The 11725-nt window shown below is 45.9% G+C and carries 10 protein-coding genes and 1 pseudogene; 7 read left to right on the top strand and 4 right to left on the bottom strand.

Annotation, left to right across the window (positions count from 1 at the left end; genetic code table 11):
• Positions 1-142 precede the first annotated feature (142 nt).
• Positions 143-1225: a 3-deoxy-7-phosphoheptulonate synthase gene (locus tag BTV99_RS03460; RefSeq protein WP_075100964.1), complete on the bottom strand. Its 1083-nt coding sequence runs from the start codon at positions 1223-1225 to the stop codon at positions 143-145.
• A gap of 326 nt (positions 1226-1551) precedes the next feature.
• Between BTV99_RS03460 and lpxB the strand changes: the two genes are divergently transcribed.
• Positions 1552-2883: a lipid-A-disaccharide synthase gene (gene lpxB / locus BTV99_RS03455; protein WP_256713719.1), complete on the top strand. Its 1332-nt coding sequence runs from the start codon at positions 1552-1554 to the stop codon at positions 2881-2883.
• Between the two features lie 150 nt (positions 2884-3033).
• Positions 3034-3885: a ribonuclease HII gene (locus tag BTV99_RS03450; RefSeq protein WP_083608501.1), complete on the top strand. Its 852-nt coding sequence runs from the start codon at positions 3034-3036 to the stop codon at positions 3883-3885.
• Between the two features lie 353 nt (positions 3886-4238).
• Here BTV99_RS03450 and BTV99_RS03445 read toward each other — a convergent pair whose 3' ends face one another.
• A complete protein-coding gene (locus tag BTV99_RS03445) occupies positions 4239-4904 on the bottom strand; it encodes a DUF924 family protein (protein ID WP_075100963.1) in 666 nt (221 codons plus the stop codon).
• A gap of 90 nt (positions 4905-4994) precedes the next feature.
• Between BTV99_RS03445 and BTV99_RS03440 the strand changes: the two genes are divergently transcribed.
• Together BTV99_RS03440 and BTV99_RS03435 are read left to right on the top strand one after the other, a co-directional pair.
• Entirely contained in the window at positions 4995-6212 is a 1218-nt protein-coding gene (locus BTV99_RS03440; RefSeq protein ID WP_075100962.1) for a carboxynorspermidine decarboxylase, read from the top strand.
• Positions 6213-6494: 282 nt separating this feature from the next.
• Entirely contained in the window at positions 6495-7766 is a 1272-nt protein-coding gene (locus BTV99_RS03435; RefSeq protein ID WP_075100961.1) for a saccharopine dehydrogenase family protein, read from the top strand.
• Between the two features lie 124 nt (positions 7767-7890).
• Here BTV99_RS03435 and htpX read toward each other — a convergent pair whose 3' ends face one another.
• Together htpX and tnpA are read right to left on the bottom strand one after the other, a co-directional pair.
• Complete coding sequence (htpX, locus tag BTV99_RS03430) at positions 7891-8805, bottom strand: protease HtpX (protein ID WP_075100960.1); 915 nt, start codon at positions 8803-8805, stop codon at positions 7891-7893.
• Positions 8806-8955: 150 nt separating this feature from the next.
• Positions 8956-9270 (bottom strand): annotated as a pseudogene (gene tnpA, locus BTV99_RS03425) (IS200/IS605 family transposase); the annotation flags it as partial.
• Between tnpA and BTV99_RS03420 the strand changes: the two are divergent.
• From BTV99_RS03420 to tsaE, 3 genes are all read left to right on the top strand, one after another.
• Entirely contained in the window at positions 9269-10375 is a 1107-nt protein-coding gene (locus BTV99_RS03420) for an RNA-guided endonuclease TnpB family protein (protein WP_075100958.1), read from the top strand. The pseudogene tnpA and the gene BTV99_RS03420 sit on opposite strands and share 2 nt — an antisense overlap.
• Positions 10376-10575: 200 nt before the next feature.
• Complete coding sequence (locus BTV99_RS03415) at positions 10576-11190, top strand: 6-carboxytetrahydropterin synthase (protein ID WP_075100957.1); 615 nt, start codon at positions 10576-10578, stop codon at positions 11188-11190.
• Positions 11180-11710 (top strand): tRNA (adenosine(37)-N6)-threonylcarbamoyltransferase complex ATPase subunit type 1 TsaE, encoded by a 531-nt coding sequence (gene tsaE, locus BTV99_RS03410; protein ID WP_075100956.1) that lies wholly within the window; start codon positions 11180-11182, stop codon positions 11708-11710. The genes BTV99_RS03415 and tsaE overlap by 11 nt, the downstream gene beginning before the upstream one ends.
• Positions 11711-11725: the final 15 nt, after the last annotated feature.

Genomic DNA, 11725 nt, shown 5'->3' with positions numbered 1-11725 from the left:
TTTAAATTTATATAACAGTTTTATTTTTAACTGACTATCATAAAAAGCCCGCCCGATATGCGTATCGGGCGGGCTTTTTTTTAGCGTATCACAGTATCAATGCTGGGCGTGCTAGCTAGACGATAGCTCTTTGCATTGAGAGTTAGCGATTTGGCAAGACGTCTTTGACCATATCACGCAGCTTGTATAGAGCTGTGACCGTACTGTCCCAATCCAAGCAGCCGTCGGTGATAGATTTGCCATACTCAAGCTGGCTTAAGTCAGCCGTCAGCTTTTGATTGCCGCCTTTAAGGTGACTTTCGATCATCATACCGATGATGGATTTGTTGCCGTTTTGGATTTGTTCGGCGACGTTTGTGATGACCATTGGTTGTAGATATGGGTCTTTACCTGAATTGGCATGGCTTGAGTCAATCATGATTTTGCCATTGGTTTTGCCTTTGGCCAGTGCGTTTTCGGCTTGTGCTACCGCCGTTTCATCATAGTTTGGTTTGCCATTACCACCGCGCAATACCACGTGAGCGTAAGGGTTGCCTTTTGATTTGATGATAGAGACTTTGCCATCTGCTGATAGACCTAAGAAACTATGGCCTTCTTTGACCGCTTGCATGGCGTTGACCGCGACTGTCATTCCGCCGTCGGTGCCGTTTTTGAAGCCCACTGGACAAGACAAACCTGAGCTCATCTCACGGTGTGTCTGGCTTTCAGTGGTACGCGCACCAATGGCTGACCAGCTGATCAAATCCTGCATGTATTGCGGCGTATTTGGGTCCAAGGCCTCGGTGGCACACGGCAAGCCTTTTTCGTTGAGATCTAACAAAAGCTTACGCGCCGTACGCAAGCCTTTTTCGATATCAAAGCTGTCATTCATGTCAGGGTCGTTGATCATGCCTTTCCAGCCCACCGTTGTACGGGGTTTTTCAAAATAGACACGCATCACCACAAATATGCTATCTTCGATCTCTTTTGCCAATACCGCCAAACGATCGGCGTATTCGTGAGCGGCTTTAATATCGTGAATAGAGCAGGGGCCGACGACCACAAACAAGCGCTTGTCTTTACCGTCCAAGATATCTTGGATAGTGTTGCGACCTTTTAGGACGGTATTATAAGCTTTGTCTGACAAAGGCAGCTCAGCTTTTAGCTCAGCGGGAGTGATCAAAGGAATGAATTTTTCAATATTCACGTCGTCAATATCTGCATTATGGGTAACTGGTGTTGTCATGGTTATATATCGTCTAGCTGATTTATAGGGATATTCATTATGCGGACAAAAGCGCTGGTTGACAAGGGTAATCATATAGTTAATTAACTGATAACTGGAATGAGGAAGCCAAAATCCAGTTATCATTGTGACGCCTGCGTTGGATATAAAAACAGGCGGCGCGTGGTTTTTGTGAGTCAATTTAGCTATTTTGGCCGTCGTCACGTATGATGGCAGCGTCAATGAGCATCGTTATTAGCGTTATCAGGCCTTATGGCCACTGACATATGTTATATTTTATAATTGTTTTTATCGTACCTTTATCATCTTCATATCGAGAGCTTGTCATGACAGATTTTGCTACCCTTAACCACTCCCTTGGTGTGACGCCAGACGCAGCGGTACAGACGCTTAAGAGTCAAAGCACGGCTGAGCTTTTGGTACCTGAGTCAAACGCGGGCCCACTGGTCATCGGTATCGTCGCAGGTGAGGTGTCAGGTGATAGCTTGGGTGCCGACTTTATGCAGCAGATGAACAATCTGCGCGATGATATTGTTTGGGTCGGTGTCGGCGGCGCCAAGATGCAAGCACAAGGATTACAAAGCATCTTTGCATTAGAGCGATTGGCTGTTATGGGGCTGGTCGAAGTGATGGCACAACTGCCAGATTTGCTAAAGGCACGCCGTGAGTTATTAGTAGCGTTTCAAGACGCTGCTATTGACTGGTTTATTGGTATCGATGCGCCTGATTTTAATCTGCGGGTCGCAAAAAAACTAAAGCCCAAAGGGGTTTTTTGTGTTCAGTATGTCAGCCCTTCTATTTGGGCATGGCGTGAGTCGCGTATCCATAATATCAAAGCAGCCACCGATTTGGTACTGTGCTTGTTCCCGTTTGAGTTGCCAGTCTATGAGCGTCATAACCACCCAGCAATCTGTGTCGGTCATCCGCTGTTACGCACCATAGATCAAGGGCTGCTCACGACACCTATCAATCAGCGCCGCAGTGAGCTAGTCTGGCACAATGATGGCTTACAGCAGTTTTTTATTGATCGTTTTGATGAAGTCAGTCAGCTCATTTGCGTGATGCCAGGGTCGCGGCGCGGGGAGATTACCGCCATCTTGCCTTTGATGCTCGATGGTATTCAAAAATTAATATTACTGGACCCAAAACTGTGTTTTATCATCCCTACTGTGGATCAAAACCATCAATATATCGTGCAGGATGTCATCGATAAACGCTCAGAGCAGTTGCGCGCCGCTATTGTGGTGGTCTACGATGATAGCCAGCCCGCCTTTAGTCAGCAAGCGATGGCAGCAGCCGATGTGGTGATGCTAGCTTCAGGCACCGCGACACTAGAGGCGATGCTGCTTGAGCGACCGATGGTGGTGATTTATCAGTTAAATCAGCTGACCTATCAGATCGCCAAGCGTCTGGTAAAAGTGCCTTATGTGGCGTTGCCCAATATCCTAGCAGATGCCGCGATAGTGCCTGAACTGATACAAGAGCAGGCGAGTGGGGACAATATCTGCCGTACGGTGATGCGTTTATTACAGCCACGCGCCTATGCCGAGCAAATGAGCGATCTGCTTACCACCAAACAGCTATTACAGCAGCAGAGCAACCATGAGCCGGCAAATAGCGTCATCGAGCAATGGTATAAGCAAAACCACCAGCAATAACACATATCATCTGTGCCATATGGCAGCACTGTTATGACAAAGTGCTAAAAACCATACTAAGAACAATGCTAAAAGCCACGCTAAAGACAATGCTAAAGACAATGTCACTAAGTCCAACTTTCACCCCTCAAAAAAAGATATAGCAGTGTTATGAGTAACCCATATAGTAGTGCCCAGCCTTTGATACCAATTGATATATGTATTGAGCAAGTCGATATCAAAGGTCAGTATATTCAACTAGCAGCGCCCATCCATTTGTCTGGTCAACTACATACCTCGGAGCTACAAAGCCAATATGGGCAGACGACAAAGGACGCGGTCTTGCCACTACAGATAGGTGTCGATGAAGCTGGCCGCGGCCCTTTGCTAGGCTCTGTCAATATCGCCGCGGCGCTACTACCTGCCGCGTGGTCGGGGCTCATAGAAGCGCAGCCGCTAAAGGATACCCCGCTGTTTGTATTGACCGACTCCAAGCAGTTGAGTGAAAAAAAGCGTGACAGGCTTTATCCTTTGGTGCAGCAGTATGCGGCTGGGTATATCATCGCGGAGATACCGGCCGCCGTCATCGACCAAATCAATATTTTGCAGGCGACGATGCTCGGTATGCGTTTGTGTACCGAGGAGCTGCTACAAGCAATTGCCGCCCATTTGACCGCTGTCGGTCATCGCTCTATCGAAGTGCTAATCGATGGCAATCGCTGCCCTGATTTAGACGTTAGTAAGATTGCCAAGGCAGGTATAGCGCCCGCTATGCTCGACTGTCAAGCATGGGTCAAGGGCGATGGCCGTCATACCAGTATCGCCGCGGCCAGTATATTGGCAAAGGTGAGCCGTGATAAGGCCATGTATGAATTAGATGTGCAGTATCCTGAATATGGCATCGCCAAACACAAAGGCTATCCAACGCGCGCTCATATGGCAGCCGTTGTGACGCTTGGTGTGTTACCAGAGCATCGCCGCAGCTTTGCCCCTATAAGAAAGGCGCTGGAGAGCGAATGCTAAACGCCGACTATGCTGGTTATGTTAGGGCGTGTTGCACATTCAACCATGGCACTGACAGCGAGTATTTTTTAGGCGATTCTAAGGTAATTAATCTACGTTTTGTAAGTTTTAATGAACTTATTTGACGAGGTATGCTTTTTTATTTTTATCATTACCAATGACTGATGATTTAAAAAGCTGTGAGATTGCACGCTGGCAAGAGCAAAGCCAGCAGTAAAACCTTACAGCAGCAGTCGTTTAGTTTTACCACAGGTGAAGTGAACTACTAGAACATGCGTTGTCGAACGCCGCGTCATAAAATAAGGGCTGAATCAGATTGCTGATCCAGCCCTTCTTCTAAGAAGCGAAAAGACTTAGAACGATGAGTTTGGTTGTTCTAAAAAGGCTTCTTCTGCCGCTGTCGACTCTCGGTCCAATATGTCGTTACGGTGCGGATAGCGGCCAAACTGCTCGATAATATCTTTATGACGGTGCTCAAAGTCGAGCGTTTTTGCGTCATCTAACTGCTCAAAGAGCGGCAAGTAGCGCTCATGAATTATCAAAGATTCAGAGTGCATAAATGGCATAATCATAAATTTTCGCCACTGCGCGGGGAGGGTATCGAAATGTGGTTGTTGAATGGCTTCTTGCGCCAATACCAGTGCCATGCCATCTTGTGCAAAGGTATTGGCTTGCCCGCGGCACAGATTGCGCGAAAACTGATCGAGCACAATAATCTCAGCCAAGCGTCCTGCTAGAGCAGTGATGGAGCTGTTGCTATCTGCTGCGGCGCTGGCGATACGCCAGGTGACACATTCGCCTTGTTTGGCGGCTTGCCAAATCTTACCAAATTTTTCTTTTATTTTTTGATCAAAGGCATCGTTTTTTTCAAACCAATACGCCTCATTGTCTTTATCAAACCAAAACTCTAAAACCGCCCGCGCATCAGCATCAAGATGCGCTAAATTGATATTTTTTGGTTCAAGCTGAGATAAATTGGCTTGGCTCGCTGCACTGGAATAATTGGTTGATAATGACATAAGATATTCTAATTATAGTGAATTTAGTCTACTATAGCGCAATTATTTATATCTGTCATGATACCAACCGCAGCGATTAGGTAACCACTTATGAATGTTGAAAACACTGTAATAACCTCTGATTTATCCTCTCTACCTACGCCTTATTATTTGCTCAATGAAACGGCAATCGTTGCCAATATGCAGATTATCTCACGTCTGTGTGAGTTGTCTGGTGCCAAGGCTTTGCTTGCGCTCAAGTGTTTTGCCACGTGGGGCGTGTTTGATGTGATGCAGCCTTATTTGCATGGTACGACTTCATCGTCACTCAATGAAGTGCGTTTGGGCTATGAGACTTTTGGTAATAACCGTGATGCCAATAACAGTGATAAAAAAGAAACCCATGCCTATAGTGTCGCCTATAGCTTGGATGAAATCGACGAAGTATTAAGCTACGCGGACAAGATTATTTTTAACTCCATCTCGCAGTTGCATGCCTTCAAAGATAAAGCGCATGCACAGGACATTCCAGTTGGGCTACGCTTAAACCCAAAAACCAGTAATTCGTCGTTTATCATCGCCGATCCTGCCCGTCCTTTTAGCCGTCTTGGTGAGCATGACAAAGATAAGATTGCAGCGGTGCTTGGTGATATCACAGGGGTCATGATTCATAACAACTGTGAAAACGATAGCTTTGAGGCGTTTAGCGCAAGCTTGGCTGATATCGAAGACAGGTTTGGTGATATTTTAGCGCAGCTAGAGTGGGTGAGTTTGGGCGGCGGTATTCACTTTATCGCACCTAGTTATCCGCTAGAAAAATTAGCCGACAGACTAAAAGGCTTTAGTGAAAAATACGGCGTCCAAGTCTATCTTGAGCCAGGTGAGGCGAGTATTCATGGCGCTGGCACGCTGGTTACGACAGTGCTGGATACCATGCACAATGACAAAAACCTCGCCGTCGTCGATGCTTCGATCGAGGCGCATATGCTTGATTTGCTGATTTATCGCGAGTCTGCGCCAATCACTTCTGTCAATGCAGAGTCAGTGGAGGTGATGCCTGTCGATCAGGCGCAACAAGAGGCTGCTGACAATACTATTATCTATGGACGCTCCTGTTTGGCAGGCGATATCTTTGGCGAGTATGCTTTGGCGCATGAGCTGCAAGTGGGCGACACCGTTGCGTTTGGTAATGCGGCAGGCTATACCATGGTTAAGAAAAACTGGTTTAATGGTGTTAATATGCCAGCGATTGTGATTCGACGTCTAGATGGCAGTATTGATGTGCAGCGCGAATTTGATTATCAAGATTACAAAGCCAGCTTGTCTTAGTAGCAGGCTTCGTTGTCAAAGTTAAGTTATCAAAAACAAAGACTTAAGGGTAAGGGTTCAAACGTTAAATTCATTGGTTCTTTCTACATTATTTTTATCGACAACCGAATAAAAATTGTTATAATCGCGTCGAACAAAGCGCCTACAAAAAGGGCGCTTTGTTCGACGGGTGCGTGGGTTTTCCTCGGTCTTCCTTTTTAATTCACGCATATCATTCACTCGTTTCTGTTTTGCATAGCCAGTATCGATGGTATCGGCAGGGACACAAAGGAGGATTGTTCATTGAACACAAATCAAACCAAAGCTAGTAAAAAAAACGTACTCATCATTGGCGCAGGCGGTGTCGCGCAAGTGGTCGCGCATAAATGTGCGATGCACAACGATGTGCTGGGTGAGATTCATATTGCCTCACGTACCAAAGATAAGTGTGATGCTATCGCTAAAAGCGTCGAGGACAAAGGCAGCTTTAAGCAAGCGGCAGTCTTGCATACCCATCAAGTCGATGCCATGGACGGCCAGGCTGTCGTTGATCTTATCAACGATACCGGTATTCAGATCCTAATCAATGTCGGCTCGGCATTTATCAATATGACGGTGTTAGAAGCTTGTATTGAGACGGGCGCGGCTTATATTGACACCGCTATCCATGAAGATCCACGCAAGATTTGTGAAACGCCGCCATGGTATGACAACTACGAATGGAAGCGTAAGCAGCGCTGTGCCGACAATAATATCACGGCGATTTTGGGTGCAGGGTTTGATCCGGGTGTGGTCAATGCCTACGCGCGTCTGGGCTATGACATGATGGATAAAGGTTCAGTGACCGATATCGACATTATCGATATCAATGCCGGCAGCCACGGTAAGTACTTTGCCACCAACTTCGACCCTGAGATTAATTTCCGTGAGTTTACCGGTACGGTGTACTCTTGGCAGGACAGCAAATGGCAGTCGAATAAGATGTTTGAAGTCAAGCGTACCGACGATTTGCCAGTCGTTGGCGAGCAAAACAGCTACTTGAGTGGACATGACGAGATTCATTCTTTATCAGCCAACCTAGACGTACCAAACATTCGTTTTTGGATGGGCTTTGGCGAGCACTATATTAATGTCTTTACCGTGCTCCAAAACCTAGGTCTATTGTCTGAGCAGCCAATCAAGACCGCTGAAGGCCAAGAAGTGATTCCGCTAAAAGTGGTCAAAGCAGTATTACCAGACCCAAGCTCGCTTGCGCCAAACTATACCGGCAAGACCTGCATCGGTGATAAGGTCAAAGGTAAAATCAATGGCGTCGATACTGAGGTATTTATTTATAATGTCTCAGACCATAAAGACGCCTACAATGAAGTTGGTAGCCAAGGTATCTCTTATACCGCAGGCGTACCACCTGTTGCTGCTGCGATGCTAGTTGCGACTGGTGAATGGGATGCAGGCACGATGGTCAACGTCGAAGAGTTAGATGCCAAGCCATTTATCAATCTACTCAATAATATTGGCTTGCCAACGCGTATTCAAGACGCCAATGGTGACAGAGCGCTTGAGTTTGATATTTAGTCAGTAAGTTTATTTAATAGAAAGCCTATCTTTTAAAGATAGGCTTTTTTTATGCTTGATTTTACAAGATAGTAGCAGCGCTGATACTGATATCTACTATTATCTGTCGTTTTAGAGCAATGGCTTACGCTTCACTAGGATTGTACTTTCTCAGCGCCGCAATACGGTCATCAAGCGTGGGGTGTGAGCGGAAAAGGTTTGCAATACTAAAGCCTGTAGACTGCCCAGACGCGATAGCAAAGGCTTTCATGCTCTCAGGCATCTGGTCTGGACGCTGCTCAGCAGGACGCAGGGCATCCAGTGCGCTGATCATCTTGTCACGGCTGGCAAGTTTGGCGCCCATCTCATCAGCACGAAACTCGCGCAGGCGTGAGAACCACATAACGATGGCAGATGCCAAAAATCCTAGCAAGATATCCATCACAATACTGGTGACAAAGTAGCCAATACCAGGGCCATCGCCTTCATTTTTAAATACAGTGCGATCGACGAAATTACCGATAATACGCGCAAAGAACATCACAAAGGCGTTTATCACCCCTTGAATGAGCGCAAGTGTGACCATATCGCCATTGGCCACATGACCAATCTCATGCGCCAATACCGCTTCTACTTCATCTGCAGTCATACTCTGGAGTAGACCCGATGAGACGGCAACCAGCGCTTTATTTTTATTCCAGCCTGTGGCAAACGCATTGGGCTGCGAGTTGTTAAAAATACCCACTTCAGGCATATCGATATTGACCGCGCGCGCTTGTTTGGCGACCGTATCTATCAGCCATTGCTCAGTGGCATTGCTTGGTGCCTCAATGACCACCGTTCCCGTTGATCTTTTTGCCATCCATTTGGAGATAAATAGCGACACCATCGACCCGACCATGCCGTAGACACCGCACATAATGGCTAGGCTGGTATAGTTTATCCCGCCTGCGCTATGTACGCCACCAACCCCAAAAAATCGGGACAAAATCCCAAACACGATGCTAAATACTACGATCACCGCTAAGTTGGTTAATAAAAACAATCCAATACGCATCATGACGCTAACTTCCTCATAAAAATTCGACCACAATCTTAGGCGCGACCCTGCGACTGCGATAACAGCTAAAACAAACAGCAGACAATTATCCAGCGTTGCCGTAAAACCACCCACTTCAGGGGGTGGCTATAAGGCAACTTAAGTAGTTATGCTTACGCAAAGAAAGCTGTTTAGTGTGGCATATTTTGCTGTTCGATATACTGGCGGATAATTTACCAGCAAATGCACATAGTCATCCTCACCATCAAACGCCACAAGCTCAGCTTCAAGCTTGTTGCACACATCAGCAAAGATAACTTCAAGGTCATCAAGAACTTGTTTGGTGAAAACTGCTCGTCGATACTTAGCGACAAAGAGCAACTGCACATGCAAATTAAAGACAACGTGTCTACCACGTCTTAAGTCATTTTCTATTAAGTAGACCAATATGGAATAAAAGAGAATATCAGTATAAACTAACCTCATGAAAACACTCAAGCTACGCATTAAAGACAAACATGTAAACCAGCTAAACAAAATAGCTGGGAGTGTTAACTATGCGTGGAACTATGTTAATGACCTGAGTTACAAACACCTAAAACGAACAGATAAATTCTTTAGTGCCTACGACCTAAACGAATACACCAAAGGTAGTGGTGAGTATTTAGGCTTGCACTCGCAAACTCTGCAAGCCATAAACGAAACTCATGCCAAATCTCGTAAGCAGTTTAAAAAAGCCAAACTAAATTGGCGAACCAACCGACCCGATGCCAAGCGAAAAAGTTTAGGTTGGATTCCTTTTAAAAAGTCAGCAATCAAACATCTGCATACCAGACAAACGGGAAAGAAAGCACTTAAATCAACCATACAGCTATCGCTCTCTAAAGGTCAAAAGCTCATCATAGATGTCTTTGATAGCTACAACCTAAGCCTGTATCAAATCAACACGCTTGAGATAGTGCAAGACAGCCGTAATCGTTGGTATGCCTGTATTACCGTCAAAGATTTTCCTAGACAAGTAAGTGGGATGGGCAGCGTTGGTGTTGACTTAGGCTTAAAGGAATCTGCTACCACCTCAAACGGTGACAAGCTGACAACCAAACAAACGCAAAAGTGGGCTGAAAGGCTTGCAATAGCTCAACGAGCGAAAAACAAACAGCGTGTCAAAGCAATACACGCCAAAATCAAAAATTCAAGATTAGATGCAATTCATAAATTCACCACCAAGCTTGTTAAAGACAATGCTTTGATTGTGGTTGGTGATGTTAAATCACGCTCATTCACAAATAAGAGAACTAAACTGGCTAAATCAACTTACGATGCAGGATGGTTTGAACTCAAAAGACAACTGGAATATAAATGCAAGTATGCAGGTTGTCAGCTTGAGATAGTAAATGAGAGTTACACTACCCAAACCTGTTCGTGCTGCCTTAAAATAAGCGATAGTAGTCCGAAAGGTAGAGCAGGTCTTGGAATCAGAGGATGGAGGTGTGCTGAGTGTGGCACATGGCATGATAGAGATATTAATGCCGCCAAGAACATCCTTGCGGTCGGGCTTGACCGTCTTGCAGAAGGAATCCCCTCACTTTAGGGAGGGGAGGAAGTCAAAACCTGCTAAATATAATATGGCAGGCAATAATGCATGTATTCGTCAGTGCTTACTTACGGAGTCATCTTGATTTGCTATAATGGGCCACAGGCTGATAAGTCAGCACGGCAAACGACTTCACGGCAAACGATTTATAGTATTTATAGTTGGCACGAAGATGCTTACTTTTTTGGTTGATTATCATGCGTATTCGTAAACTGTTTAAATTTGAAAACGCTCATATTGTGCGTAACTGCAGCTCAGAGCGTTGCAAACACTCTATTCATGGTCATAGCTATCAGATTGAGCTGATACTTGAGGCCACGCGTTTGGATCACGGGCAGATGGTCTATGATTTTGGTTTATTAAAATCCTCGATCAAAGACATCATTGACAGCTTTGATCATGCCATTTGTTTTTGGAACAAAGACGATCCTGAGTATATCGCTGCTTGCAAAAAATTCAGCGCGCGCTGGATCAGTTTGCCAGTGTCACCCTCAGCTGAGCAGTTTTCGCGCGTGATATTTTTTTGGGCGCAAGAAATCCTAGCGCAGACGCAAATGCAAAACGGCGAGGCAGACGTCAGTGTGTACTCGGTGATAGCCCACGAAACAGCCACAGGTTACGCTCAGTGCTTTTCTGATGATGTGGCAAACGTGCAAATGGGTAAGCTTATTTTAGAAGATTTTGAGTTTAGTGAGCAAGTACGAAGCGAATGGCATGATCCTGAGCTTTATGCCAAGCTCATCCGCGGTGAGCGCTTTACCAATCCTGCAGTCACCATGCAAGTACAGGCAGGTAATCGTGATGTCGAGTAATACAGAAGCAGCCAAAAACACCAAAACGTTGACGCTGCGTACAGAAGATGACACCCAGCGTTTGGCGGCGCAGTTAGCAGCGCTATCGCTAAGTGGTAGTGTGTGGCTGGCAGGTGACTTGGGCGCGGGAAAGACGACCTTGACCCGCTACTGGTTACAAGCGCTTGGTCATGCAGGAGCAGTCAAAAGCCCGACTTATACATTGGTAGAGCCGTATACTATTGCACAAAGCGATGGCTCAATAAAACCGGTCTATCACGCCGATCTTTATAGGCTACAAGATCCAGAAGAGCTGTCTTTTATCGGCTTTGATGAGTATCTAGATGAGCCAAACGCGCTGGTTATTATAGAGTGGGCTAGCCGAGCAGACAGCTACTTGCCGCCGCCCAGCATATTTATCGACATCACGCAAGCCACCAGCGATGACTGTAATAACGACACAGAGTATCGGCATGTTGAGCTGCGTCTATCCAGAGTAGGGCAGGCGCAAGGCATAGATCTGTCTGCTTTACATATTTAGCTTTTGTCTACTTTG

It is taken from the genome of Psychrobacter sp. Rd 27.2, from assembly GCF_001921755.1.
GTDB lineage: Bacteria > Pseudomonadota > Gammaproteobacteria > Pseudomonadales > Moraxellaceae > Psychrobacter > Psychrobacter celer.
The sequence above is the reverse complement of the archived record's forward strand: the minus strand, read 5'-3'. Positions and strand labels throughout refer to the sequence as shown.

Bases quoted from the DNA above. Each gene is read 5' to 3' on its own strand.
- BTV99_RS03445 (WP_075100963.1), bottom strand. From the start codon at position 4,904: ATGTCATTATCAACCAATTATTCCAGTGCAGCGAGCCAAGCCAATTTA.
- BTV99_RS03450 (WP_083608501.1), top strand. From the start codon at position 3,034: ATGAGTAACCCATATAGTAGTGCCCAGCCTTTGATACCAATTGATATA.
- lpxB (WP_256713719.1), top strand. From the start codon at position 1,552: ATGACAGATTTTGCTACCCTTAACCACTCCCTTGGTGTGACGCCAGAC.
- tsaE (WP_075100956.1), top strand. From the start codon at position 11,180: ATGTCGAGTAATACAGAAGCAGCCAAAAACACCAAAACGTTGACGCTG.
- BTV99_RS03420 (WP_075100958.1), top strand. From the start codon at position 9,269: ATGAAAACACTCAAGCTACGCATTAAAGACAAACATGTAAACCAGCTA.
- htpX (WP_075100960.1), bottom strand. From the start codon at position 8,805: ATGATGCGTATTGGATTGTTTTTATTAACCAACTTAGCGGTGATCGTA.
- BTV99_RS03460 (WP_075100964.1), bottom strand. From the start codon at position 1,225: ATGACAACACCAGTTACCCATAATGCAGATATTGACGACGTGAATATT.
- BTV99_RS03415 (WP_075100957.1), top strand. From the start codon at position 10,576: ATGCGTATTCGTAAACTGTTTAAATTTGAAAACGCTCATATTGTGCGT.
- BTV99_RS03440 (WP_075100962.1), top strand. From the start codon at position 4,995: ATGAATGTTGAAAACACTGTAATAACCTCTGATTTATCCTCTCTACCT.